This is a genomic window from Pseudomonadota bacterium (genome assembly GCA_018823285.1).
In the GTDB taxonomy this organism is placed as follows: domain Bacteria; phylum Desulfobacterota; class Desulfobulbia; order Desulfobulbales; family JAGXFP01; genus JAHJIQ01.
The window spans coordinates 76,931-103,514 of record JAHJIQ010000045.1 but is presented as its reverse complement, the minus strand read 5'-3'; the positions used below and the strand labels follow the sequence as shown (position 1 = coordinate 103,514).

Sequence of the window (26,584 nt, the reverse complement as noted above, 5' to 3'; positions counted from 1 at the left end):
ATTGCGTTTTGAATGGTTCATATGCCTTCGCTACCTGAAGGCGAAACGCAAGCAGGGCTTCATCTCCCTGATCTCGATCATCTCCGTGGCAGGAGTGGCCGTGGGCGTGATGGCGCTGATCGTCGTCCTGGCCGTAATGACCGGTTTCACCGAAGAGTTCCGGGCCAAGATCCTCGGCATCAACTCCCATATCGTCGTCCAGAAATACGGCGGCCACATTCTCGACCATGAGGAACTCCGGAACCAGCTTCTCGCCAAAAAAGGAATCATCGGCGCGACACCGTATATCTACACCCAGGCAATGATGACCGCCGGCGAAGGCGGCACCGGCGCGATATTGCGGGGGATCGACCCGGATACCGCTTCAACCGTGATCTCCATTGAAGAGCAGATGCAGTCCGGCTCCCTGCATGATCTTGTTGCGCCACCGGCGGTCGATGGCAAAAAGCCGGTGCCCGGAGTGGTGATCGGTACGGACCTTGCCCGGCAGCTGCACGTCACCGTCGGCGACCGGATCAGACTGATCTCGCCGTCCGGCCCGCTGACCCCGATGGGCGTCATTCCCCGGATGAAGGCGTGCCAGGTTGCCGGAATCTTTGAAACCGGGATGTACGAGTACGACTCCTCCCTTGCCTATGTCTCCCTCGACACAGCCAGGGAATTCCTCGACATGAGCCGCGGAGTGAACGGCATCGAAGTGCGTCTCGCAGATATCTACCAGGCGGACAGAATCGCCCGCGAAATCGAACAGGACCTGGGGCTCGCCTATGCCGCCAAAGACTGGATCCGCCTGAACAAAAACCTCTTCTCCGCCCTGCAGCTCGAGAAAACGGCGCTGTCGATCATCGTCGCCCTGATCGTTCTGGTGGCGGCCTTCAATATCGTCAGCACCCTGATCATGGTCGTTATGGAAAAATCCCGGGACATCGCAATCTTAAAATCAATGGGCGCCACCTCCGCGAGTATCATGCGGATCTTCATCTACGAAGGGCTGATTATCGGGCTCTCCGGAACCGTCCTCGGGGTTGCAGGCGGGCTCGGGCTTTGCGAAATTCTCCGTCATTACCAGTTCATCAAATTGCCCGATGTGTACCCGATGTCAACCCTGCCGGTTCTGGTTCTTCCCTACGATGTCTGCCTGATCGCCTTTTCGGCGGTGGTCATCACCTTTCTGGCCACCCTGTATCCGTCCTGGCAGGCGGCAAAGGTGGAACCGGCAATCACCCTGCGCTACGAATAGGATCACGGTCTCATGGGCACAGAAAGAACAAACGGCCATCGCTTCGAAGCCAGAGGTATAGGCAAAATCTTTGAGCAGGGAAAAAGCCGCCTCGATGTCCTGAAGGGGGTGAACCTTGCGATCCAACCGGGGGAGATGGTCGCCATCGTCGGCAAGTCCGGAACCGGTAAAACCACCCTGCTGCAGATTCTGGGCGGCCTCGATCGTCCAACGACCGGCAGCATGACCTTTAATGGTGAGGATATTTTCAGCAAGGATGATGCCGAGCTCTCCGCATTCAGGAACCGGACCATCGGTTTCGTTTTCCAGTTCCATCACCTGCTGCCGGAATTCACCGCCCTTGAAAATGCCCTGCTGCCCGGGATGATCTGCGGCATTGACCGCAAGCTAAACCTTGCCCGGGCGACAAAGCTGATGGAGCGGGTCGGCCTGGCCGATCGGATTGATCACAAGATCGGCGAGCTTTCCGGAGGTGAACAGCAGAGAGTGGCCCTGGCCCGGGCGATCATCATGGAACCCGCCCTGCTCCTGGCCGACGAACCCACCGGCAACCTCGATCCGGTGACCGGCAACAATGTTTTTGCCCTGATCAAAGAGATGAACCGGGACCTTGGCCTGGCAACAGTCATGGTAACCCACAATTATGAACTTTCCGCGCAGATGGACCGCTGTCTCACCCTGATTGACGGCGTCCTGGTTGAAGTTGACGACAACAACAACCCTGACCGGCCCGATTAACCGCATGAGAATCCCGCGAGGCCGCTCAGCGGTCGGGGACACACAAATATGACGCGACATCTCTCAAAATACAGTACAGCCCTGATCTTCTTTTGGTTAGCCCTGTTCTCCTTCAGCATTCCGGCCATGGCCGAAGGAACGCAAAACACGATTTTCCTGCCCCTGAAGATCAACGCCCTGGCCAACACTGGTGAATTGACCACCGAAGCGGACCGTGCTCTCAGCACGATTACTGCCGAAAAAAATATGGGGATGCTCCAGAGGTCTGCAATAGCGGTAAAACTTGGTTACGAAAAAAACTGGCCCCCTTCACTCCAATCGGTAAAACCATTGCTGCCCGCTGATTATCAGGGATATCTTGCTACCGGCAGTATCACCATGCTCGGCACCGTTCTGAGCATCGACATCACCCTCAGAAATCTCGAAAACCGATCAGACAGCCACACTTTTTTCAGGGAAGCGGGCTCGATCGCTGAACTGCCGGACGCTCTCGCCCTGATCGGTAATGAGATATGGTCGTATGCCAACCGGCAGCAGCTCATCTTTGCCATTGAGCTGAAAGGGAACCGGCGAATTGACTCCGGGGCCATCCGGCAGAAGATCAGCACCCGGTCCGGCGACCGGTTCAATCCCGAGAAAATCCGCCAGGATCTGAAAGAGATCTTCAGGATGGGGTATTTCGACGACATCCAGGTGGAAACCGATGAGACTCCGGAAGGAAGGCGGGTCACCTTCACCGTGGTCGAAAAGAACGTGATCGGTAAGGTCATTATCAAGGGCAACGACAAGTTGGGCGAGGAAGACATTCGGGAAGTCATCAAGATCCGGACCAATTCGATCATCAACGAGACGGAAATTGCGAGAACTGTTGCAAACATCCGCAATCTGTACAAAGAGAAGGGATACTATAACTGCGAGATCGAAGTGGAACGCAAAAAGTCCGTGCGTGACCGCGAAGATATTACTTTTTCCATCAACGAAGGGAAAAAAGTTTTCGTCAAAGAGATCCTGTTCACCGGCAACGCCTCGTTCAAAGACTCAAAACTCAGGAAAGTCATCAGTTCATCGGAAAAAGGGTGGTTCTCTTTTATTACCGATTCCGGCCTGCTGAAAAAAGAAACCCTGGAACACGACGCCTCAAGACTGACCGCCTACTACCATAACAACGGCTTTGTCGATGCCAAAATCGGCGAACCGGAGATGGAGCAGCGCGATGGCTGGCTCTACCTCTCGTTCAACATTGAAGAGGGCGAACGGTTCCGTTGCGGCGATATTGAGCTCACCGGCGAACTCATTGAAGATTCTGAAAAACTGATGAAATTCGTAACCGTTGACAAGGAGGAGTTTTTCAACCGCAAAGTACTCCGCGAAGACATCCTGCGCATCTCCGACTTCTATGCCGAAAAAGGTTTTGCCTTTGCGGATGTCATTCCGAGAACCAGTAAGGACATGATCAACAGGAAGATTGATCTCGTCCTGCAGATTCAGAAAGGGCCGCTGGTCCACGTCAACCGGATCTCCATCAAGGGCAACAGCCGGACCCGGGACAAGGTCATCCGGCGAGAAATCATGGTCAAGGAGGGCGGCATTTTCAACGCCAGCGCCCTCAAGGAAAGCCACGAGAGATTGACCCAGCTCGATTATTTTGAAAACGTAAACATCTCACCCGAGTCGAACCTCACCGAGGACCTCCTTGATATCGAGGTTGAGGTCAAGGAGAAACCAACCGGCAAATTCAGCATCGGGGCCGGATACAGCACCGTGGAAAAGATGTCCTTCATGGGCGAGATCAGCGAAAACAACCTTCTGGGAAGAGGCCAGCGGCTGGCCGCCCAGGCGAACTTAAGCAGCATCTCCACCCGGTTCAACATCGATTTCACCGAACCCCACATCTTCGACACCAAGCTCCTCTTCGGGATCAATGTCTACAACTGGAAACGCGAGTACGACGATTACGACAAGGACTCCCGAGGCGGCGCGGTGCGACTCGGCTACCCGCTCTGGAAAAGATGGCGGCTCAACGGCAGTTACGGTTACGATGACACCAATCTCGAAATTGACGAGGGGACAATCCCGGCAGCGGAGATCAGAGATTCAATCGATTTCCATGTGACCAGCGCCGTGAAAATCGGTCTGTCCCGCGACACTAAAAACCGCCGCTTCGGCGCGACCAAGGGATCGGAGCATTCCCTCTCGGTCAAGTACGCCGGAGCTTTCCTGGGCGGCGACAACAGCTTCACCAAGGTGGAGGCAAACACCAGCTGGTACTTCCCGGTCAGCAAAAACACCACTATCCATCCCCGCCTGTCGGCGGGTTATGTCGCCGGCAACAGCGAAGGACACCTGCCGGTCTATGAAAAGTTTTACCTGGGCGGTCTGAGCACCATCCGCTCCTTCGACAACGGGCAGATCAGCCCGATAGACCCGGTCAGCGGCGACAGAATCGGCGGCGACAAGATGTGGTACGCGAACCTTGAATATATCTTCCCATTGATGAAGGAAAACGGTCTGCTGGGCGTGATCTTCTACGATATCGGCAATGTCTACAGCCTTGATGAGTCCTGGGACTTCACCGAGATCAAGCATGCCGCCGGCGCCGGTTTCCGCTGGATGTCGCCCATCGGCCCCCTGCGTCTAGAGTGGGGATACAACCTCGATCCCGAGCCTGATGAAGACAAGCGAAACTGGGATTTCAGCATCGGGGGAATGTTCTAGCCGCTTCTTGATATCGACAGCGCAGCAGAGCACCCCATTCCGGGGCTGACCTCCATGAATCAGCCCCTCTTCCGGCCATACGCATGTACTCAGTCATAAAAAACATCCGCGAGAGCAAACGATTCACCGGCACCATTGCCGGACTCCGGGGCAGCTCGGTGGCGCTGCTCGCTGCCAGGACCGCCCTGGAATGCAGCAGACCGGTAGTGGTAATTGTCCCTTCCGAGGGGTTGTCTTCAATCATGGAGCAGGACCTGGCGATGTTTTCCGAGCTGCCGGTCTTCCTCTTCCCCGGATACGATATCCCGCCGTACACCCCGCTCTCGCCGGATTCCTCGACCATTGCCGCCCGGCTTTCCTCGCTCTACCAGATCCTGAACCGGAAGGGCCCCTTTCTTTTGGTCATCCCCGCCGAAGCCCTGCTGCGCCGGATCATCCCCAGGGACAAGCTGAGCAATCTCGCGGAACTGGTGATCCGGGGAGAAGAAACCGACCAGGATGCACTGATCACCGCCATGATCAAGGCGGGGTATGAGAAGGTCTCACTGGTCCAGAATCCCGGCGAATTCAGTGTCCGTGGATCAATTCTTGATATATTCCCGCCCAGTCCCGGGGAACTTTTTTCGGGTAGCCGCAATCCGGAAGGGGTTCCGGCAAGCTGCCCGGTGCGTCTTGATTTTTTTGGCGACACGGTCGAATCGATCCGCCTTTTCGATCCGATCAGTCAGCGTTCCATCCTGGAACTTGAAGAATTCACCATCCTGCCGGTTTCGGACATCCTGTTTTCAGACCCCGAAAATGATTCGGGAAAAAGCCCCGCCCAGCGTTTCATCGCCAGGGGACGGGAATTGGGATGGGATCCTGAAGAAATTGAAATAACCGCTGACCGTCTTGCCACCGGCCGCCGGTTTCCGGGCATTGAATTTCTGCTGCCCGTATTCCATGACGAACCGGCCACCCCCCTTGACTACCTCCCGGAGAACACGATCTGCCTGCTGGTTGATCCTCCGGAAATCGATCGCAGTCTGGAACTGGTCTGGGAAAGAATCGAGACCAACTACCATGAGGCCGTCACGGCCAAAAGACCAACCCTGCCCCCTTCCGATCTTTTTCTGACCCCGGAACTCCTTGAGCGCGAACTTGCCTCCCGTTCCGTTGTCTGCCTGCAGGATTTCCCGGATACCGATCCCGGAGAAAGACCATCCGGGGCTTTTCGCACCAGTCCACCGGAGGCGGCCGGGAATCTCATCAATATCACCTCGGGCAACCACACCCTGCTCGGCCAGGAACTTGAGCTTGAGCGGCGCAAAAAAGGTCTTCTGACTCCCCTGACCGAAAAAATAAACACCTGGCTTTCCGAGGGAAACAGGGTGGTCCTCTCCTGCCGTTCGGAACGTCATGCAAACCATTTTGCAGAACTGCTTGGGCAGCACAACCTGGAAACAACCATCGTCCAGGCGCCGGTCATTCATCCGGAAAAAGCGCCACCGGGCAAGGTCGCGATCGTTCCCTCCCCCCTCTCGTCCGGATTTGATCTTCCTGATGAACTGCTGCATGTCATCTCGGAATCGGAATTATTCGGGGAAAAGAGAATAACGAAAAGACAGCCGAAAACGCCGCCGGAAAGCGAAGCAGTGAGTTTTGACGAACTGCAGACCGGCGAAACCGTCGTTCACCGGACCCATGGCCTGGGAAGCTATGCCGGGCTCGTCAACATGACCGCCAACGGCAGGGAGGGAGAGTTTCTGCAGATCAACTTCCTCGACGATGACCGCCTCTACGTTCCCATCGACCGCATCAACATGGTTCACAAGTACAAGGGGTTGTCCGACCAGGAACCGAAGCTCGACAAGCTGGGCGGCAAGGCATGGGTTACCGCCAAGAACAAGGTCAAGGAGGCGGTCTGGAAGGTGGCCCGGGAACTGCTCGACCTCTATGCCCGCCGACAGCTTGCCGACGGCCGTGCATTTTCCGAACCGGACGAGATGTTCCACGAACTTGAAGAATCGTTTCCCTACGACGAAACCTCCGGCCAGATGAAGGCGATCAATGATGTTCTGGACGACCTCACCTCCACCAAGGTCATGGACCGCCTGGTCTGCGGGGATGTCGGCTACGGCAAGACCGAAGTTGCGGTCAGGGGGGCGTTCAAGGTGATCAGCGACGGCTGCCAGGTGGCGGTCCTGGTCCCGACCACCGTTCTCGCCGAACAGCACGCCGTAACTTTCCGGGAGAGATTTGCAAGGTTTCCGATCAGGGTGGAAACCTTGAACCGCTTCCGGCCGCCTGCGGAACAGAAACGCACCCTGCAGGGGCTCAAGGAAGGAACTGTCGACATCGTGATCGGCACCCACCGCCTTCTTTCAAAGGATGTCCAGTTCAGAAAGCTTGGTCTCTTGATCATTGACGAGGAACACCGTTTCGGGGTGACCCACAAGGAAAAAATCAAGAAGATGCGGACCGGGGTTGATGTCCTGACCCTCACCGCCACCCCGATCCCGAGGACCCTGCAGCTGTCCCTGCTCGGTATCAGGGATCTCTCGGTCATCAGTTCACCGCCCCGGCACCGGAGATCAGTCAAGACCTTTGTCGCCAAGTTTGACGACCTGGTGATCAAGGAGGCGATCACCAGGGAGCTGCAGCGAAGCGGCCAGGTGTTCGTGATTCATAACCGGGTGAACTCCATCCAGGAGATGGCCCACCGGATCCAGAAACTGCGCCCGGAAGCAACCGTTGCCGTGGCGCACGGCCAGATGCCGGGCCGGACCCTGGAAGAAATCATGGTCCGGTTCGTGAACGGCGAAATTGATGTTCTGGTCTGCACGACCATTGTGGAATCAGGACTTGACATACCCAATGCCAACACCATCATCATGACCCGGGCCGACCGGCTCGGGCTTGCCGACATTTACCAGCTCCGGGGCCGGGTCGGCCGCAGCAGGGAACAGGCCTATGCCTACCTTCTGGTGCCCTCCATGGACGGACTCTCGAAAGACGCCAAACGCCGCCTTCGCGCGCTGATGGACTATAACGAGCTTGGCGGCGGGTTCAAGCTCGCGATGAGCGATCTGCAGATCAGGGGCGGCGGCAACATTCTCGGCGAATCCCAGAGCGGTAACATTGCCGCCGTCGGCTACGACCTCTATCTTGAACTCCTGCAGCAGACCGTGGAAGACCTGAAGCGTAGAAACGGCGAAGGCGACAGTCTGGACAGCATCGACGAGGTTGACCCGGAGATCAATCTCCAGCTGGCGGCCTATATCCCGGAATCGTATATCCGCGACACCGATCAGCGTTACATCGCGTATCGCAAGATCACTGCCTGCCGTGGTGAAGACGCCCTGGACGACATCAGAAGCGAACTCCGGGACCGCTATGGCGCCATCCCGGATGAGACCGCCAATCTGCTTGAAATCGTCTCCTTGAAAGAGGGGCTCGAAAAACTCAAGGTCAAGAGACTCGACCAGGGAGACCACAATCTGGTCCTCTCTTTCACAGAGCAGACCAGGGTTGAGCCGATCAAACTGATGCAACTCATCGAAGCCTCGGCCGGAGCCATGCGACTGACCCCGGACAGCAGATTGGTGGTCAGGATTGACGGCAAAAGCCCTGAAACAGTTATCAGTGAAGCCAAAAAACTGTTGCGCACCATTTTTCAGAATGCTACTACACTAGAGTCCTGAGCTGATCCTGACAACAATTCCTTAAGCCGATCCGGAGAGTCATCACCCTATGAAATTCTTTAATGACGACAGGACACCCGTGATGTTTTTTGCCTTGCTTATGATCCTGGTTGTCCCCGCGCCCTCATCGGCTGAACTGATCGACCGGGTGGTGGCGGTCGTGAACAGCGAGGTGATTACCAGCACGGAGCTGGAAAAAGCAGGCGAGGCGTTGTTCCGGCAGCTCCGGGGAAAAACCCCTGCCGACCAGCTGGACAAGGCTCTTGCCGAGGCGAGAAATAAAATCCTCGAAGACCAGATCGACAATCTGCTGATCACCCAGGAGGCGGAAACCCAGAAGATCAATGTTTCCGAAGCGGAAATCGATGAGGCCGTTCAGCGAGTCGCCGAAAACAATAAAATCAGCGTCGAGGAACTTCACCAGGAGCTCGCCCGGTCCGGAGTGGAAATCCGGGACTACCGGAAGAACATCGAGCATAATATTCAGCGCTCAAAACTGATCAGCCGCCAGGTCAGCTCCAAGATCGTCATCAGTGATAAAAAGGCAAAAGAATATTATGATGACGTTTTCACCAGCCGGAATACCGCTGAAGGGTATCATATTCTCCAGATCGGTTTTCCCTGGGGGGCTGAAGGTCTCAGCTCGGCAACCAGGGAAGACGCGAAACTGCGGGCGGAAAAGATCAGGAAGCTTGTTGAAGAAGGCCAGGACTTCAGAGAACTGGCACGCTCTTTTTCCGAGCTGCCCTCTGCGGAAGATGGCGGGGATCTCGGCTTTTTTAAAATCGATGAGATGGCCGCCGGGATGCGCGGCATTCTGCAGGATCTTGAGCCCGGCAAGGTGAGTCCGGTAATTGAACTGTCCGGGGCATACCAGTTTTACCTGATCCTGTCGGCAAATCAGGGCGGCACGACCAGATACGCTCCCTTTGCAGTCTTCAAGAGTGAGATTTTCAACACTCTTTACAGTAAAGAACAGAGAAGTCGCTACGAAAACTGGATGAAAGAGCTCAGGGAACGATCATATATCAGGACCCTGCTTTAATAATCAAACCCCAGAAGGGAAAGGTCTTTATGACAGCCAGCAACCCCAATGAGATGAGCGCTTCCGACAATGAGTCCCTTGGCAGCCTGTTCAGGAAAACCAGGCGCGGTCTGCACCATTCCATAGAAGACGCATCCGAAGCCACCCGCATCCACGTCAGAATCCTGCGCGATCTTGAAGATGACAACTACCGGCGAATGCCCGCCGAAGTTTTTGTCCGGGGCTTCATCAAACTGTATGCCGCCTTCCTCGGACTTGATCCTGAAGAAACTCTCTCTATCTACGTTCTCCAGGAAAACGCCCACCCGGACAAACCCGCCGAAATGCCTTACCGGCAGCACATCCTGACCGGTGAAAAATATGTAAATCCCCCCCTTTACCAGCAAAGCGGCAGAAAGGTCTCGGTCATCGGAGGGATTCTGACGATTCTGGTCCTGATCTTGGTGGCGGTGAGTTTCCTGCCGAAGAACATCGACACCCCGGATACCGACTGGCAAGGCAGGGTTGTTCCTGATCCAGGAACCTCAACCACCATACTCACCCAGACAGAACCTCCGGACCCTCAGGAAGCGGAAATCATCGTCGACAGGCCCCCGGGAATTAAAATTGACGAGGAGCCTGCGTCTGAACCCGAGGCGGAAAGCGGAAGTAGTGAACCCGTTGAAAAATCACCGATACTGGACCGGAAACCATATAAGATCAGTAAAAAACCGGACCGGGAGCCCCCTGCGGCTGCGCCGGTAATTGCCGCGGATCCGGAAGAAAAAACTCAACCCCTGCCTGAAGGGATGAAGCCTGCGCCGGTTCAGGGTGTTGCCGATTCGGGTTCAACCGGCTCAACTATTGACCCGGCAACCGGACCCATATCAACCGGGACGAAACCAGGCGCCATCGTTACAGCAGAAAAGGAAGCGTCAAATCCGCAGCCAACTGCCCAGGCGCTGAGGAGCATCCCTGCTTCTGCAATTGAGGCCATTGCAGAGCCGGATGCTCCGGTTGGTGAACCTGAATATCCTCCTGCTGCTGACACCCCTCCAGTCGAGCCGGACCACGGAACAGATACGGCATCATCAGACCCTGGCGATCAAGAAACCCGCGAAAATCCCCCCCAGTCCGATCCAATGGCGGAAGCGCCGGCGACCCGGGAAGTCCTGCGATCCGGATCTGCACCTGGCGGTGAAGCAGGCGCTTCCGAAGTGAATGGCAAAAGCACTCTGGTGGACTCCATCTCCGGGGAGACAGAACCCGGAGCAACCCGGCTGTCCAACCGACCCGACAGCGCTGCTCAGGAAATTGCCGACGACAGCGGAGTGCAAGCCCCTCTCTCCTCGCCAAAGCCGGTTACGGTAAAGGTCGTCACCGTAAAATCAACGGCTGAAAATATTGAAAGCGAAGAAGATGATTCCGATCCCGAACCCACGGCTGAAGCCAACACCCCGGTCAACTATGTGCTTGAGGCCAGATTTCTCGAACCCACCTGGATGCGGATCCAGGTGGACAGCAAAAAACCCCGGCAGTACACCTACAATCCAGGGATGGTCCGGACCTGGAAGGCTGAGCGGAGCATCTTCCTCCATCTCGGCAATGGCGGAGGGGTCTCGCTGACCCTGAACGGCAAACCGCTGCCGACCGGCTCTCCCTCGGGCAAGGTTGCCAAGATCAGTATCCCCGACGATATCCGTTAATTCATGGAACCTGCCAGGGCCAGGGCATTTGTAATCGAAGTCAGGGATTATGGGGAAGCGGACAAGATCGTCACTTTTTTCAGTGATTCCAGAGGGCGCTTCAGCGGAATCGCCAAGGGGGCCAAAAAGAGTTTCAAGCGATTCCTGAACAAGCTTGAACTCTTTACCCTGCTTGATGTTCTTTTCACCGACAGCCGGTCTTCGACATTGGTGATGATCGATCAGGCTGAACTGATCGACCCTTTCCCTGCACTCCGGGAAAATTACCATCTCTACACCACCGCAGCTCTGGTCGCCGAACTGACCCTCCACTGGACCAGGGAGAACGACCCTGACCCTGACCTGTTCAGACTGCTCACCTGGACATTTCTTAAGCTTGCAAAGAAATCAACTGCGCCGGCCACCATCGCAATCCTTTTCCAGCTGCGCCTCTTTTCCCTGTCCGGTTTTCATCCGGACTTCCACGCGTGCGGCCGATGCGGCCGCCTTTCACCGGCCCTGACCCCTTTCCGGTTCAGCAGCAGCTACAACGGCCTGATCTGCGGTGATTGCAGCAGAGGTGGGATTGCGGTCGGTCCCGCCGACCTTGTGGTTTCCATCAGCACCATCCGCCTGCTTCAGAAAGCGCAGGAACTTGACAATGAAAAACTCGGCCGGCTTCGTTTTTCAAATGCGTCAATAGAAGAATCAGTAAGGATATTAAGATCTTACGGGTCACACATTCTTCAACGGGACATTCTGGCGTGGGATTTTCTTCTCGAGGGAAACAGCAACGGCTGCATTTAATCCAAAGAATTGAAGGAAGTAAAAAAAGATGCCATTAACATCACAGGAAAAAGAGTTTATAGAAAAAAGGAACAAACTGATCAGGTTATGGCCGGTAGTCGGCTCCCTTCTTGCGATCATGATAGCCGCTCTGGCAGTCTGGCTCTCGATCAAAACCCCTCTTCTGATCAACCCGTTTGCCATCAAGGAAGGACTTGCCGCCAACTCAATACCGGATGCCACCCTTTCATTAATGGCAGCAATGGTTCCCCTGCTGTTCCCGGCCTGCATCGCTTTACTGATGATGGTGATCATCTTCACCACCGTGGCTATCCATAACGAGAAAAAACACCTGCGGATCATAGAAAAACTTCTTGCCGGGAAAATCAGTACGCCCTAAAAAATTCCAGAACAACTCCACTGCTACTGTTCTTTTCTCAGCACTTTGTTTATGGTTCGTGCAAGATCGGTCTGGGTGACCGGCTTCATCAGGAAACCATCAATCCCCAATTCCCTGGCTTTGATCTCATTGATAAGTTCGCTGAATCCCGTGCAGATAATTACCGGAATACCAGGCCTGATCGCCTTTACTCTTTCCGACAGTTCGGCGCCGGTCAATTCCGACATCGTCATGTCGGTAATGACAAGATCATACTCGGAAGGATTTTCACTGAAGGTCTCCAAAGCCGCCATGCTGCTGGTGTGGGCCGCGACCGTGTACCCCAGTTTTTCCAGAAGAAACTGCTCAAGTTTCACAATATCGCGCTCATCGTCCACCAGAAGGATTCGCTCATCGCCTCCTGTAACCTTCTCTTCCTCCAGATGAACACGCTCTTCCGCATTGCCTTCCACCACAGGCAGGTAGATCAAAAACGTAGTTCCCCTGCCAACTTCTGAATACACCGAAATGTAGCCTTTGTAGGCTTGTACAATCCCATGAACTACGGCCAGTCCCATGCCGGTGCCGTCTCCCACTTCCTTGGTGGTGAAATAGGGCTCAAATATCCTCTCCCTGTCTTCCGGTTTTATGCCATGTCCGGTATCGCTCACTTCAAGGCTCAGGTATTTCCCCGGTGTAATGTTCATCCCTTCATGGATATCGTCTTCGCCCAGCACTTTTTCATGCAGAGTGACCGCAAGCACCCCGCCACTTTCCCGCATGGCATGATATGCGTTGGTGCACAGATTCATAATGATCTGGTGAATCTGGGTGGGATCGGCAAGGACGGCACCGCAGTTCCCGTCAAGTTCAGGTTTAATTTCGATGGTTGTCGGGATAGTGGCCCGGAGGAGCTTCAGAGCCTCCTTGATATAAACACCTACCTTCAGCGGACTTCTGCTCCGCTCCGCCTGCCTGCTGAACGTCAGAATCTGCCTGACCAGTTCTTTTGCGCGATTCCCTGCTTTGGCAATTTCCTGCAGATGCTCCTGAACCTCACTATCGCTCGGCAGCATTGATTTCACAAGACCTGCATAGCCAAGAATCGGGGTCAGGATATTATTGAAATCATGGGCAATGCCGCCCGCCAGGGTCCCGATTGCTTCGAGTCTCTGGGCCTGCTGCAATTTTTCGATCAGCACCCTGCGCTCAGAGATGTCCCTGTCCATCCCCCGGTAGCCACGAAAAACCCCTTCCGCATCAAATACAGGGACTCCACTCGACTCCAGATGGATCAGTTTCCCGCTCTTGTGCTGATTGATGTTTTCAAGGGCCACGAAAGAGGCTCGCGCTTCCTTGATCCGGGTAAATTCCGCAGTCATTTTTTTCTGTTCGGAGGGAGGCATCAGGGAAAAGGCAGACCGGCCAATCACTTCCTCCGGTTTATATCCCAGCATCTCCTCAATCCGAGGACTGGCATAGGTGAAAATTTCGTTTTCATCAAATTCCCAGACCCAATCAATGGAGCTTTCGACAATGTCCCGATATCGTTCCTCACTCTTTTGCAGCCTGGATTGAGCCTCGGTGTACATCCCCAGGTACCTGGTAAAAAAGAAGGCAAAAACCATGCATGTCAAAACGAACATGCCCCTGAAGTAAAGGTGTTCTGGAGTAACATTTACGATTCCCGCTTCAAGGAAGGTTTCCCCGGGATGGAAAAGGAACCAGTTCATCACCGTATCAATAAGAGTAATCAGAATGGTGATGGTCACTGTAAAGATGACAATATGCTTGAAGTATACTTTGCCCAGACTCCTTTCTCCAACCCTGCCGCCGAGGAAAACACCCAGAAATACACCCACTGCCATCAAAGCAATGCATAGCCCGAAAGCGATCAGGACCTCGTTTTTACTCCAGCTCATCTCCTTACGATTCAGGGCACTGAGAAATTCTTCTTCGAGCCTGTAATAAATAGAATCCGGGTCGCCCTTCCATCCTCTGAGATGGCGATCGATTGCTTCGGAAATGTCGCCGTTTCTGCCTTTGGGGACCGCAAACAGCACAGGTGTCGGACTAAAGAGAATGGGTGTCGGCTTGATCCGGTACTGTTTCGAATATTTATACCCCTGAAAATTATTAAAGACGCCGGCATCAACCTCACCGATCTGGACTGCCCGGGCAACCTCTTCGTACGGGCCCATTTTCTTGAAATGTGCCTTCACCCCGAACTGCTCACAGAGGTTCATGAAATTCTGCCCGCTTGTCCCCTGGCCTATGAAAGCGACCTTTTTCCCGCTCAGATCGATAAGGTTATGGATATCGGTTCGCCCGTTTTTTATAAAAACCTGCCCCCACAGGATAACATTCGTCTCGGTGGTAAAATCGGCAAAAACTCTTCTTTCACCGGTGGGCATCAGACTCATCCCCACATCGATAACTCCTGTCTGAAGACCGTTCAGAACATCCTTGATTGTACCGCCGGGTTGAAAGACCAGGTTCCACCCCTCTTCTTTTGCCACAGCTTTCAGCAGCTCAACGTGGAACCCCGTATTCTCTCCATTTTCCTCATAGCAGATCGGGTAATTATGAAAGACCCCGACCTTTACATCACGGGCTTCCGCAACCGATGCAAAAACCGGAATCGTCACCGCAATGGCAAAAAGAACGAAATGTTTGATTTTCGAGATTATATCGAGATTTGCTGATCGCATGCCTCTCCCCACACTCTTCCAGAACTCCGACCCGGAAAGGTCAGGCCTTGATAAAGGATTTTCGGACTATTCCCCCTGAAATGTCAAACAAAAAGAACTTTCTGCATACGGGAAAGTGCGGAGGGGTAGGGGCTTCGCGCAGCATGCCCCCAACGGCGCTCTGCCGGTTCAGTATCTGCCGGTCACTTCGAGAACCGAGCGCCACATGGAACCGTTGATATCGACGGTTTTCTTTTCGTTCAGGGCGAAATGGATAGGCACCAGACAGAAATGCTGGTTCCAGTAGCCGATCAGGGTGTTGGTCCGGCCGGCCATGCCGGTGTGGACCGCATAATTGCCAAGCTGCAGACAGAACGATGAATCGATGCCGTTGGCCGAAGTCGAACGGATCATGTAACTGGGGTCGATATATTTGATGGTGAAGGGAATCCCCGCACTCTTCAGATACGCCGAGATGCGTTTTTTCAGAAACGGCCCGATATCAATCAGCCGGGGATTACCGGATTCATCATATTCAAGCTTTTCCCCCTGCCTCATGAATTCCTGGCCGACCCCCTCGGCAACCACGATCACCAGGTGCCCCTTTTTCTCAAGACGTCGCCTGATCCGCTGATTGATAACCTCAAGATCAAACGGCTCTTCCGGGATCAGACAGATGTTCACGTTCCCCGAGGCAAGGGTGGCATGGGCCGCGATAAATCCCGCGTCCCGCCCCATCAGCTTCACCAGGCCGATGCCGTTGCGCAGACAGGTCGCCTCGACATGCGCGGCATTGACCGCCTTTCTGGCCTCTTCCACCGCTGTATCAAAACCGAAAGAACGCTGGATGTGGGAGATATCATTGTCGATGGTTTTCGGAATCCCGATCACCGCAATGTCCAGTTTCCGTCTGGCCACCTCTTCGGCCATCAGCATCGAACCCCGATGACTGCCGTCGCCGCCGATCACGAAGAGAATCGAAATCCCGTATCTGACCAAAGTATCGACCATTTCCGCGATCGGCTGTGCGCCGCGGGACGAGCCGAGAATGGTTCCGCCCTGCTCATGGATGTTGTGGACAACATCGTGACACAGCTCAATCGGGATCTCCGGACTCTCTCTCGCAAGTCCGGCAAATCCATGGCGGAAACCGTAGACCTTACTCACCTTGTAGGCATCAAGCGAACTGTAGGTGATCGAACGGATCACATCGTTGATTCCAGGGCAGAGACCGCCGCAGGTGACGATCCCGACATTGGTCTCTGCCGGATCAAAATGAAGCCTGTGGAACGGCCCTGGTCTTTCAAAGCTGAATTCCGGATCCAACTCTCCGTCACTACAGCCCACCGTGTTGCAATACAACACCCTCTCCCGGGTGGAAGCAAAAAAACTGTCCGGCAGTTCCAGGGGAGTCGGGAACCTGTTTTCCCCCAGATTTTCCGTTAGAAAATCCTGAGCTTTATAATGCAATCGGTTGTCTCCCTGCAGAGGTGGAGGTTGTGGAACCGGAATAGTCGAGACAACTTGAACATGCACCGCGAAACGCATTCCCCGCAGCTCGAGGTAAGCGACGGCAAGGAGACTCCGGGTCTCACGCTGTTTTCGCTATCTGCCACGGGGAACTTCAATGTGTTTCGACTCAGGAAACCCCCTTGGCCTTGAGATACGGAGCATACTGTTTGTCCGTACCAAGGATGTGCTTGTCCAGCCAGCTCTTTAAAAAGTCCATGACATCCATCGACACGGACACCTTGCCGCGCTTGCAATCTGCCTGCAGTGCCAGGACCTTGGCCGTCATCTTCTGATGTTTTTCAAGGTGCTCCGGATACCCTGGATAGTCGTTGGTCCGCATCAGGTTCTCTTCCTTGCTGAAATGAAAGACCGTGTAATCGGCAAGTTCCTTCAGAACCGCGTTCACCACCTCTTTGCCGCGACCACTGGTCATCGCCTCATGCAGCTTGTTGATCAGAGCGATCAGTTTTTTATGCTGCTCGTCAATCTCGGCCACGCTCACACTGTATTCGTTTTTCCAGTCAAACAAAGCCATCTTCACCCTCCCTGTTGAAATTAGAAGTGTTTAACCAGGCATTACGCCTTGATCTTTTTGATCAACCAGGCCATATTCGCGCCGAGATCACGCATGGTCTTCACCCCTTCCGCGTCCTCCATCACCTCTCCCGGTTTCAAGCCCCGGCCGATATTCCAGTATGAGGAACCGGCAATGATCATCTGGCCGATTAAGAAAAAGAAGTTCAGCGAGCTGAAGACGTGTGATGCCCCGGCCCGCCTGACCGCAACCACCGAAGCGCCGACCTTTCTTTTATAGATATCGCCGTTGGCCCGACTCACCATGCCGCACCTTTCAATGAGCGCCTTGATATTGGCGGAAAGGTCGGCAAAATAGGTGGGTGAGCCCAGGATGATCCCGTCGGCGGAGAGCATCTTCTGAATGGCCTCGTTGATCAGATCATCCTCCACCGCACAACGGTTGTTTTTCTTCTCGAAACATTGGTAGCACGCCTTGCAGCCGGAAAGATTCATCCCGGCAAGCTCGATGAGTTCAGTCTCTCCCCCTTCCTCCCTGATTTTCTCGAGCACGATGTTGATCAGATGCGAAGTATTTCCGTTCTTCCTGGCACTGCCGTTAAAAGCGACGACTTTCATTACTGTTCCTCGTTTAGTATCGTTATGATTTCATGAAATCACGGCACATCAATCCCCCAGATCTCCCGGGCATACTCCCTGATCGTCCGGTCGCTGGAGAACTTGCCCATCCTGGCCACGTTTAAAATCGACATCCTGTTCCACTGGCGCTGGTTCCTGTAGGCCAGACTGACCCTCGCCTGGCAATCCAGGTATGATTCAAAATCCTTCATCAGCATATACTGATCATCCGGGTTCATCAGGCTGTCGACAATCGGCCTGAAAAGCTCCCTGTCGCCGTTACTGAAATTACCGTCGGTGATGCTGTCGATAACCTTCCTGATTTCCCGGTTCGACATGTAGATATCGTGGGGAGTGCGGCCGGGATCGCTTTTTTCCCGTGCTACTTCCTCGGCGGTCATTCCGAAGATAAAGATGTTTTCCCTGCCCACTTCCTCCATAATCTCGATGTTGGCCCCGTCCAGGGTGCCGATGGTCAGGGCGCCGTTCAAGGCAAACTTCATGTTGCCGGTTCCGGATGCTTCCGTGCCGGCAGTAGAAATCTGCTCCGACAGTTCGGAAGCGGGAAAAATCTTTTCCGCCAATGACACTCCGTAATTGGGAATAAAGACCACTTTAAGAAAAGTGTTGGTCACCGGGTTGACATTGATGACCTTCGCCACCGAATTGATGAACTTGATGATAAGCTTCGCAATAAAATAGGAAGGGGCGGCCTTGCCGGCAAAGATAATGGTCCGGGGGGTATGGTCGCCCCCCGGATCATCAATGATCCGTTGGTAGAATGTTATCGCATGGAGAATACTCAGCATCTGCCTTTTGTATTCATGAATTCTTTTCACCTGAACATCAAACATCGAGTCCGGAGAGACCCGCGAGTCGCAGTTACCACCGATATATTCAGCGAGCCTGACCTTGTTGCGATGTTTGACCATGGTCCACTCTCTGACAAAATCTGGATCATCGGCCAGCGGGACAAGCTGCTGCAGCTGATCGAGATCGGTAACCCATCCGTCGCCGATTCTGCCGGTGATGAGTTTCGCCAGGGCGGGATTGCATTTGAGCAGCCAGCGCCGCTGGGTTATGCCGTTGGTTTTACAGTTGAAGCGGCCGGGAAAGTACTCGTGGAAATCTTTGAAGATCACGGTCTTCATCAGGTGGGTGTGCAGTTCGGCGACACCATTGACCGAGTGACTTCCCACAATCGCCAGATGGGCCATCCTGACCTTCTTGACGGCCCCCTCCTCAATAATGGACATATTCCGCAACTTCTCCTGATCACCGGGATATCTCTCCGCCACTTCCTTAAGAAACCGGTGATTGATCTCATAGATGATCTCCAGATGGCGGGGCAGGACCCTGTCAAGCATCTCCACCGGCCAGGTTTCCAGGGCCTCCGGCATCAGGGTATGGTTGGTATAACAGAAGGTTTCAACACAGATCTGCCAGGCTTTTTCCCACTCCAGATATTCAAAATCAACCAGGAGCCTCATCAGTTCCGGGATGGCAATGGCGGGATGGGTATCGTTCAGCTGCACCGCTATCCTGCTGCTGAAATCATCAAAATCCTTGCTCTTCTTTTTGTAGCGCCGCATGATGTCCTTGAAGGTGGCAACCACAAAGAAATACTGCTGTTTCAGCCGCAACTCCCGGCCCTCCCGCAAGGTATCCGAGGGATATAAAACCTTCGATACCGTCTCGGAACGGACCTTTTCCTCAACCGCCGCGATGTAATCGCCCTTGCTGAAATAGGAAAGATCAAACTCACGCGAGGCCTTGGCAGTCCAGAGCCGCATATTGATGACCTGATCGTTCCGGTATCCGGGAACCAGCATGTCACAAGCCATGGCCATGATCACTTCGGTATCGACCCACTCTTTCCGGAGTTTGCCCTCCCGGTCATGATAGGAATGCACCCGACCGCCGAAATGGATCCGGTGCAGATATTGCGGCCGCTCAAACTCCCAGGGTGAGCCGTAGCGCATCCAGTTGTCGGGGGTTTCCACCTGAAAACCGTTCAGAATCCTCTGGAAGAACAGACCATATTCATAGCGGATTCCATAGCCATACCCGGGCACTCCGAGGGTGGCCATCGAATCAAGAAAGCAGGCGGCCAGCCGGCCAAGACCGCCATTGCCCAGGGCTGCGTCTTCCTCCTCTTCCCGGATGTCCTCAAGATCATAGCCGAGATTCTCAAGCATCTTGGCTACAGGTCCTTCAAGCCCCATATTGATCAGGCTGTTACCGAGAGAACGGCCGATCAAAAACTCAAGAGAAAGGTAGTAGACCCTTTTTTTCCGGTGGTCATAATAGCTCTTCTGGGTATTGACCCATTTCTCAATCAGGTTGTCGCGCATCAGGTACGACAGTGCCTTACACATATCCCGGTTGCTGGCCCGCTCGGGATCCCGTCCCAGAAAACTCAACAGGTGATGATGGATGGTCTTGCCGAGCGAATCGACATCGACTTCGTCAACCGCATTATAAGAGCATGCCGGCCCGGTTTTCTTCACTGATTTGGTCATCTTATCCACTTTTATCATTCCTTGATCTTCCGCCGGGAAAATTCCGGACGGCAACTGACAATATCTCGATAACGGAACAAGCCGGACTGTGCTAATTCTAACGAATTGAAATTCAAGAAAACAAGATAATTCTCGTCATACCGGTCATGTGCGGCCAACATACCTGCGGATGAATTCGTAAGCGCTCTCTTTGTCGGAGATCTCACCGGAAACCCTGGCCTGCTCGACAGCATCCAGGATCTCTCCAAAATGCGGGCCGGGTGTCAAACCCATCCCGATCAGATCATCCCCGCTGACAAGAGGTGGTCCCTCCAACACCTTCCTGACTGAACGGTGGTATTCCAGGTCAACCCGGCTGAATAATCGCGCCAGGTTTTCTTCCATTCCGGCGGGCTTGTTCGGACCTTTTGCCGCCATACTGTCACCCATCGCCAGCAGGAAAAGACCGGACAGATCCTTGCCCGCGGTCTTTGCCAGTTTCAGACAGGCACGCGGAGTGATGCCGGTCGTTGCCAGTGAGTTGTTCAGATGGAACGGATACATGTGGTGCCTGATCAGCAGAGCAACCCGGTCAATGAATCGCCTGCCCCAGCAAAGACGGCGCCCGATCGCGAGCCATATCCCCGCCCCAACCTGGTCATGATTATAAAAGGTCAGACGGTTGTCTTCCTTCAGATCACAGGTGTCTGGTTTGCCGACATCATGAAAAAGAGCCGCCCATTTCAGGGCCAGCCGGATATCCGGCTGATCGAGATAGCCTTCAAGAAGTTTTCTCTGTTCCGGATAGTATCGACCCGGAGCAGCCATGACCCTTTCAACATGAGACAGGGTTGCCAGATTATGTTCAAAAACATCCTGATGATGGCTTAAAGGCTGGGCCATGCCCCTGCCTGATGCCAATTCAGGAAAAAGAAGCGTGAGGAGCCCGGCCGCATCCATATCTCCGAATGTTGCCCCACCCCTTTCCGAGGCCATGATCAGGTCAAGTTCATAGCGGATCCGCTCGGGGGCGGGGATACGCAAAAGGTCCTTTTTTGCGGTCAGCCAGTCAAGAGTAGACGGTTCGACCGTAAAATTGTTCACTGCGGCAAAACGGAACGCTCTGAGGATGCGAAGAGGATCGCTTTCAAAAACACCTGCACCCGGGGCGCGGACAACCTTCCTTGCCAGATCATTCGCTCCGCCAAGGGGATCGATCACAACCGGCGGCTCCGTCAAGGTTCCGGAAACAACGTCCAGAGGAGTAGCCATCGCGTTGATCGTAAAATCCCGACATGACAGATCGGAAAGGATGTCGGTCGTTTTCTCACGAAACGATGCGAAGTCAACCGTGATCCCGCCGCAGACCACCCTCGCCACCCCCTCACCTTCATCAAGCGGCACAAATGCGCCCCCGGTGGCGGCGGCAAAAAACCGGGCTGCGGCGACCGCATCTCCATCGATGGTCAGATCAAGATCGCCCGCCTTTCGCCCCAGCAGCCAGTCACGAACAGCCCCTCCGGTGATGAAAATATGCGGCCATTCTCGCCCCAGCATTATGAACGCCCGGAGCAGAAACCTCGGGTACCCTTTCAACCAGTTGCGATCGAGAATCCGGTCAGTCATAATTCCTCAGAGTCACAAGTAAATTCCCTGAAACCTGTTTCAGCGTTAAAATGGCGGAACCGGGGCGGCACCCTTAAATTCATTGCCATGTTTAATTTTATGTTTTAAATCAAAACGTTATATAATCAACTCAACTTTCTGAGTTTGTTTAATCTCCCGATAATAAAGAGATTTTGGCGATTTTTCGTGCCTGTGTTCCACAAGAAGCCAGAAGCAAGGAGTCAGAAGCCAGGAGAAAAGCTTAAAAAATCAGTCATTCTGGCTCCTGACTTCTGGCTTCTGAATTCTCATAATGAAATGCCACCATGCTCTCAAATAATTTATAACAGCAAATCAACACCATAAGACAAGTCAGAAAGTTGGGTAATCAAAAAAAGGTGCCGGAGAGACAACTCCGCCTGCTCTTCCGACTCCCACATTCCAGCCCCTCTCATTTCCAGCCAGGAGAAGCAATGACCATAAAAGCGACATATCAGGAAATCGAGATCAGCAGGATCGCGGATGACGACCACTCCTACCTTCTGACGCCCGAGGTTGAGTCAGGCAATGAATTTCCTGCCATGGACACCCAATCCCTCTCAAGACAGATCCTGCTCAACCCGCCTCTTCTGCAAGGGTTCGACAACTCATTCAGGATAATCGCCGGCCACGGAATTTTCCAGGCATATAAAAAAGCGAACGCAGCCGGGAGATGCCCCTGCCTTGTCCTCGATGGGAATATCGATCCCCTGGAACTCCTGGCCCTTGCCCTGGAAAACATCTCCAGGGTCCGCAAAGCATCTCCTGTTGAAGAGGTCCTTTTTCTTGAAAAAGCCATCAGCGCCGCAGGACAGGACAAAGCCACCGGCTTTGCCCTGCCGCTCCTGAACATAACCCGCAGGTATCAACCGAAGACACTTCTGAAACTTCTGCAATTAAACACCCGGCAACTTTCCGCGATTCATGAAGGGGAGCTCGAAATTTCCACCGCCTTTACCCTGCTGGAAATTGACCCAGCTGAAAGAGATGAGATTTTCTCCCTCATCGCCTCTCTCAGACTGAGCGCATCCAACCAGAGAAAACTTCTCCGGAACAGCTTGGAACTTGCCGGACGCTATTCGGTAACAACAGGTGAACTATTGCGAGACCCGGCAATACTAAACATCGCGCTTGACCGGAGTCTCGAAAACCACCGAAAAACATCATTGATTATGGATTGGTTTCACACCCGGCTTTTTCCGCAGCTTTCCGGTGCAGAAGAGAAATTCCGCCGTTTTGTCGAATCACTGGACCTGCCCAATGACACCGAGGTGGAACACGCCCCATCATTCGAGAAAGACTCCCTGACCTTCAAATGTACTTTCCGTGACCGACAGGCGCTCACCGATAAGTTACCGGAATTAAAGAAAATAATCTGCAACCAATAAGAACATCGAATCTCCCCTCTCAGTTCATCACTACTACAACTTTCCGATTTTGGCTAATCTCCCGTTAAAGCTGAGTTGGGCAGCTGGCCTGCTCGCACGAAACTTATACCCCTCAGGGGGTACTGAAGTGAGTACCCGAAGGGTGAAATAAAGGGGTTTCTGCGATTTGTTAGTGCCTGTATTCCACGAGTAGCCAGAAGCCAGGAGTCAGAAGTCAGGAGAAAAGCTTTAAAATCAGTCACTCCGGCTTCCGGCTACTGGCTTCTGAATTCTCATCTTGGAATGCCACTACGACTCTGAACCATTTAAAACAGCAAATCAACACCATAAGAGATGCCTGAAAGTTGAGTCACTAATATTTACTTGTACATTATTCTAATTTTTTGTAATTGTATTAAATAGTTATCGATCATGCAGCTTTCTTTCGCCAAAGAGCGGTCGGGAATCCACATTTTTCGCTACTGATCAATGGAGCGCGCAAACGGTATCCTCGATTGGCAGGGTACATCAAATAAAGTTGGATATGAGGAGGATTGAAGTGAAGAGAACATTATTCCTGATAACCTTGATACTGGTCTGGACCGGTTTCGTCTCTGCCGGTGAACTGAAGGTGCAGATCCCCGTGGAAGACTACACAAAGATCGAATCCCGCTTGAAAGCCCTTGAGAATGAAAACAGCCGACTGAAGCAGGAAGTGCGGTCTCTGGAAAACAGCGCCGGAACCATTCCCGCCCCCGCCCAGACAACCGACAACAGTCAGGCGAACGACGAGCTGCGCAGCCGGCTATCAGCACTGGAAAAGGAGAATGATCAGCTGAGACAGGAGGTTCGCTCACTGCAGACAGCAGAGGCCGCAGCGCCAACTTCAGACAGCGATATTGAAGCACGTCTGGCCGCGCTGGAAAGCGAAAACATCAGCCTGAACCAGAAAATCAAATCCTACAAGGACAGCGGCGTCCGGGTTCTGGATAATGACCGGCGCACCGCCCGGCAGGTTTTCAGAGACATGCGGTCTAAATAAAGTTTTCCAGATTTTTCCACTGTAAACAAAAAGCCCCTGATGGGATTTCCCTCAGGGGCTTTTGGTATTGTTCAGTTCTTCATGTCCTTGATCGTCTGCAAAGCGAAGCGATTGCCCTGTTTTGCCGCCTGAAGGTAATAATTTTTGGCCTTCCCCGGATCCCGGTTCACACCTGATCCGGTTTCATGCATATAGCCCAGGAAATACAAGGACATTGCGTCGCCCTTACCGGATGCCTGTTCCCAGAGCTTTATCGCTTCAGAGTAGTCTTTTTTGATCCCCTGGCCATTACAGTTCAGGAGCGCCAGGCGGTACATGGCCTCGACAACATCGCCCTTGGCCGCCTTACGGTACCACTTCACAGCCTCACCGGGATTTTTCTTGGTCCCGGCACCGGTCTCATAAATCAAACCAAGATTATATTGAGCTTTCGGATGCTCCTTTTCGGCGGCTTCCCTGAACAAACTGAGGGCCCGGGCCTCGGATTTCCCTGTCCCTTTCCCCTCGGCGTAGCATTCACCAAGGGCGCTGATTGCCTCGACATTTCCTGCTTCAGCCGCTTTCTGCAGCCATTTAACCGCCTCATCAGGGTCTTCCTTCACGCCCGGACCATTCAAAAGATAGTTGCCGTATCTGTACTGCGCCTCGGCATTGCCAAGAGCCGCAGCCTTGCCGAGCCATAAGGCAGCCGTCTGATGGTCGGCCTTTGAGCCTCGCCCGGCAGCATACATATCACCGAGATCATAATAGGCCCGCGTCTCACCTTTCAGGGCTGCTTTCTCAAGCCACTTGAGCGCCTCACCCTCGTCCTTTGCCACCCCCTGCCCGTCTTTATACATCAGACCCAGTTGAAACTGTGCCGGCCCGTAATCCTTTTCAGCCGACTTTCTGAACCATTCAACCGCGCCGGAGGGAGATTTTTTCACCCCTTTCCCGGCCAGGAGCGCCGTGGCCAACTTGAACTGGGAAACCACATGCCCCTGAGCGGCCGCTTTTGTGTACCATTCCATCGCCTTACCGAGGTCCTTCAAGGTGCCGCTTCCCTCTTCGTAGAATTTCGCCATATTGTACTGCGCCTTGACATCCCCGGCGGCAGCATCCTTGCTGATGATCTTCATTTCGATGACCGCTTTGGCTTCCGGATGACCCTGGTCAGCAGCCATCGTCCACCACCTGATCGTTTCATCGTCATCCTTTGCAACCCCGTCACCTTCCGCATACATGAGACCAAGTTCGTACTGGGCCTCGGCATGACCCTTGGTTGCGGCTTTTTTCAGCCAGTCAAGGGCGGTCGCAGGGTCTTTTTTCACCCCGTCCCCTTGCCGGTACATCCTTCCCATCTGGTACAACGCCTCGGGATGTTCATCACCAAGGGCCCTGGCATACTCGAACTGCGCCCCGACATGGCTTTTCTTTGCTGCCATACTGAAATATCTGACCGCCTTGTTCTCATCTTTTTTGACCCCGTCACCTTCCTGGTACATCTTGCCAAGTTCATACTGGGCATTTGCCTCGCCGGATTCAGCAGCTTTCATTATATCTTTCAATCTGCCCTTCACCGGGACTTCTTCCGCAGGAGCAGACACACTCCCGGAGTCCTCTTTGGCGACGGTAACACTCTCCACCTCGATCTTGTACTTCTTATAAAGATTGGCCCTGGCTTTTGAGTCTCCCTGCTGAGCAGCCAGTTTCCACCACTTCACGGCCTCATCATCACTCTGCGTAACCCCTTCTCCGTAGGCGTACATCGCACCCAGGTCATATTGCGCTTCGGAATACCCTTTTTCCGCCGACTCCTTGATCAGCTTAAATCCGGTGGCGCTGTTTTTCTGGACGCCCTCTCCATTCATATACATTTTACCGATCAGGTGACTTGCCTCCGGATTACCATCAAGGGCGGTGGCGAATTTATACTGGGAATCCACATGCCCCTGCATGGCCGCTTTCAGATACCATTGAACCGCGCCAGGAATATTCTTCGCCGTTCCAATCCCTTCCTCATATGCCCTGGCAAGATCGTGCTGGGCGGAAGCGTCACCCAGCTCGGCAGATTTTTTCAGACCCTGAATATTGTCTGCGCCGCAAACAGGGGAGACAGCTGCAAACAGGCCGACAGCGGCGATAAAGAATACCCCAAGCAGCATTCGATGTAATTTATGCGTTTTTTTTCTGCGCATTTTTTTCCCTTCCCCGATTCAACATTTATTATATGTAGTTTCCGTTACTACCTTATCACGATAACACCGACACAAATCAACAAGAAAATACACCTCCGAATCCGGAGAATGCATGCTATACAACCGGGCAACCCAGCGGCCAGGGACTCCCCCCCGACACTCATCCGGGACCGAACCTTACATGCCGGGCATTGCCAAGCGTCACTACCGATAAAATACCAATGCATTCTACTCCAACATTCAGTTTTT

General features: G+C 53.6%; 17 protein-coding genes. 10 read left to right on the top strand and 7 right to left on the bottom strand.

Annotated elements, in window-relative coordinates:
• Position 1 precedes the first annotated feature (1 nt).
• The 8 genes from KKG35_10905 (at position 2) to KKG35_10870 (ending at position 12,271) form a co-directional block, all read left to right on the top strand.
• Positions 2-1,240, top strand: coding sequence for a lipoprotein-releasing ABC transporter permease subunit (locus KKG35_10905; protein MBU1738637.1), 1,239 nt, complete (start codon positions 2-4; stop codon positions 1,238-1,240).
• Positions 1,241-1,252: 12 nt separating this feature from the next.
• Positions 1,253-1,978 (top strand): ABC transporter ATP-binding protein, encoded by a 726-nt coding sequence (locus KKG35_10900; protein ID MBU1738636.1) that lies wholly within the window; start codon positions 1,253-1,255, stop codon positions 1,976-1,978.
• A 48-nt stretch (positions 1,979-2,026) separates the two neighbouring features.
• Entirely contained in the window at positions 2,027-4,693 is a 2,667-nt protein-coding gene (gene bamA, locus KKG35_10895; protein ID MBU1738635.1) for an outer membrane protein assembly factor BamA, read from the top strand.
• Positions 4,694-4,776: 83 nt separating this feature from the next.
• Complete coding sequence (mfd, locus tag KKG35_10890) at positions 4,777-8,376, top strand: transcription-repair coupling factor (GenBank protein MBU1738634.1); 3,600 nt, start codon at positions 4,777-4,779, stop codon at positions 8,374-8,376.
• Between the two features lie 49 nt (positions 8,377-8,425).
• Positions 8,426-9,421 carry a SurA N-terminal domain-containing protein gene (locus tag KKG35_10885; protein ID MBU1738633.1) on the top strand — a complete coding sequence of 332 codons (996 nt, stop codon included), beginning with the start codon at positions 8,426-8,428 and terminating at the stop codon, positions 9,419-9,421.
• 29 nt (positions 9,422-9,450) lie between these two features.
• Positions 9,451-11,106: a DUF4115 domain-containing protein gene (locus tag KKG35_10880; GenBank protein MBU1738632.1), complete on the top strand. Its 1,656-nt coding sequence runs from the start codon at positions 9,451-9,453 to the stop codon at positions 11,104-11,106.
• 3 nt (positions 11,107-11,109) lie between these two features.
• Positions 11,110-11,892 (top strand): DNA repair protein RecO, encoded by a 783-nt coding sequence (gene recO / locus KKG35_10875; protein MBU1738631.1) that lies wholly within the window; start codon positions 11,110-11,112, stop codon positions 11,890-11,892.
• 28 nt (positions 11,893-11,920) lie between these two features.
• Positions 11,921-12,271, top strand: a complete 351-nt coding sequence (locus KKG35_10870; protein MBU1738630.1) for a hypothetical protein — start codon at positions 11,921-11,923, stop codon at positions 12,269-12,271.
• A gap of 23 nt (positions 12,272-12,294) precedes the next feature.
• Here KKG35_10870 and KKG35_10865 read toward each other — a convergent pair whose 3' ends face one another.
• The 6 genes from KKG35_10865 to KKG35_10840 all read right to left on the bottom strand — a co-directional run bounded on the left by KKG35_10865 (position 12,295) and on the right by KKG35_10840 (position 21,731).
• Entirely contained in the window at positions 12,295-14,961 is a 2,667-nt protein-coding gene (locus tag KKG35_10865; GenBank protein ID MBU1738629.1) for a PAS domain S-box protein, read from the bottom strand.
• A 168-nt stretch (positions 14,962-15,129) separates the two neighbouring features.
• Positions 15,130-16,488, bottom strand: coding sequence for an ATP-dependent 6-phosphofructokinase (locus tag KKG35_10860; protein MBU1738628.1), 1,359 nt, complete (start codon positions 16,486-16,488; stop codon positions 15,130-15,132).
• 91 nt (positions 16,489-16,579) lie between these two features.
• The gene (locus tag KKG35_10855) at positions 16,580-16,987 is read right to left on the bottom strand and encodes a bacteriohemerythrin (protein MBU1738627.1); all 408 of its coding nucleotides are present in this window, start codon (positions 16,985-16,987) and stop codon (positions 16,580-16,582) included.
• 41 nt (positions 16,988-17,028) lie between these two features.
• Entirely contained in the window at positions 17,029-17,604 is a 576-nt protein-coding gene (locus KKG35_10850; GenBank protein MBU1738626.1) for a flavodoxin family protein, read from the bottom strand.
• Between the two features lie 38 nt (positions 17,605-17,642).
• Positions 17,643-20,144 (bottom strand): glycogen/starch/alpha-glucan phosphorylase, encoded by a 2,502-nt coding sequence (locus tag KKG35_10845; GenBank protein MBU1738625.1) that lies wholly within the window; start codon positions 20,142-20,144, stop codon positions 17,643-17,645.
• A 126-nt stretch (positions 20,145-20,270) separates the two neighbouring features.
• Entirely contained in the window at positions 20,271-21,731 is a 1,461-nt protein-coding gene (locus tag KKG35_10840) for an HD domain-containing protein (protein MBU1738624.1), read from the bottom strand.
• 452 nt (positions 21,732-22,183) lie between these two features.
• Here KKG35_10840 and KKG35_10835 point away from each other — a divergent pair, with 452 nt between their 5' ends.
• Together KKG35_10835 and KKG35_10830 are read left to right on the top strand one after the other, a co-directional pair.
• On the top strand, positions 22,184-23,137 hold the full coding sequence (locus KKG35_10835; GenBank protein ID MBU1738623.1) for a hypothetical protein: 954 nt from the start codon (positions 22,184-22,186) through the stop codon (positions 23,135-23,137).
• Between the two features lie 538 nt (positions 23,138-23,675).
• Entirely contained in the window at positions 23,676-24,158 is a 483-nt protein-coding gene (locus KKG35_10830) for a hypothetical protein (GenBank protein MBU1738622.1), read from the top strand.
• Positions 24,159-24,229: 71 nt separating this feature from the next.
• Here KKG35_10830 and KKG35_10825 read toward each other — a convergent pair whose 3' ends face one another.
• Entirely contained in the window at positions 24,230-26,335 is a 2,106-nt protein-coding gene (locus tag KKG35_10825) for a sel1 repeat family protein (protein MBU1738621.1), read from the bottom strand.
• Between the last annotated feature and the right edge of the window lie 249 nt (positions 26,336-26,584).

What these genes read in the sequence shown, in the direction of transcription:
- KKG35_10900 (MBU1738636.1), top strand. Translation starts at nt 1,253, where the DNA reads ATGGGCACAGAAAGAACAAACGGCCATCGCTTCGAAGCCAGAGGTATA.
- bamA (MBU1738635.1), top strand. Translation starts at nt 2,027, where the DNA reads ATGACGCGACATCTCTCAAAATACAGTACAGCCCTGATCTTCTTTTGG.
- mfd (MBU1738634.1), top strand. Translation starts at nt 4,777, where the DNA reads ATGTACTCAGTCATAAAAAACATCCGCGAGAGCAAACGATTCACCGGC.
- KKG35_10885 (MBU1738633.1), top strand. Translation starts at nt 8,426, where the DNA reads ATGAAATTCTTTAATGACGACAGGACACCCGTGATGTTTTTTGCCTTG.
- KKG35_10880 (MBU1738632.1), top strand. Translation starts at nt 9,451, where the DNA reads ATGACAGCCAGCAACCCCAATGAGATGAGCGCTTCCGACAATGAGTCC.
- recO (MBU1738631.1), top strand. Translation starts at nt 11,110, where the DNA reads ATGGAACCTGCCAGGGCCAGGGCATTTGTAATCGAAGTCAGGGATTAT.
- KKG35_10870 (MBU1738630.1), top strand. Translation starts at nt 11,921, where the DNA reads ATGCCATTAACATCACAGGAAAAAGAGTTTATAGAAAAAAGGAACAAA.
- KKG35_10865 (MBU1738629.1), bottom strand. Translation starts at nt 14,961, where the DNA reads ATGCGATCAGCAAATCTCGATATAATCTCGAAAATCAAACATTTCGTT.
- KKG35_10860 (MBU1738628.1), bottom strand. Translation starts at nt 16,488, where the DNA reads ATGCGTTTCGCGGTGCATGTTCAAGTTGTCTCGACTATTCCGGTTCCA.
- KKG35_10855 (MBU1738627.1), bottom strand. Translation starts at nt 16,987, where the DNA reads ATGGCTTTGTTTGACTGGAAAAACGAATACAGTGTGAGCGTGGCCGAG.
- KKG35_10850 (MBU1738626.1), bottom strand. Translation starts at nt 17,604, where the DNA reads ATGAAAGTCGTCGCTTTTAACGGCAGTGCCAGGAAGAACGGAAATACT.
- KKG35_10845 (MBU1738625.1), bottom strand. Translation starts at nt 20,144, where the DNA reads ATGATAAAAGTGGATAAGATGACCAAATCAGTGAAGAAAACCGGGCCG.
- KKG35_10840 (MBU1738624.1), bottom strand. Translation starts at nt 21,731, where the DNA reads ATGACTGACCGGATTCTCGATCGCAACTGGTTGAAAGGGTACCCGAGG.
- KKG35_10835 (MBU1738623.1), top strand. Translation starts at nt 22,184, where the DNA reads ATGACCATAAAAGCGACATATCAGGAAATCGAGATCAGCAGGATCGCG.
- KKG35_10825 (MBU1738621.1), bottom strand. Translation starts at nt 26,335, where the DNA reads ATGCGCAGAAAAAAAACGCATAAATTACATCGAATGCTGCTTGGGGTA.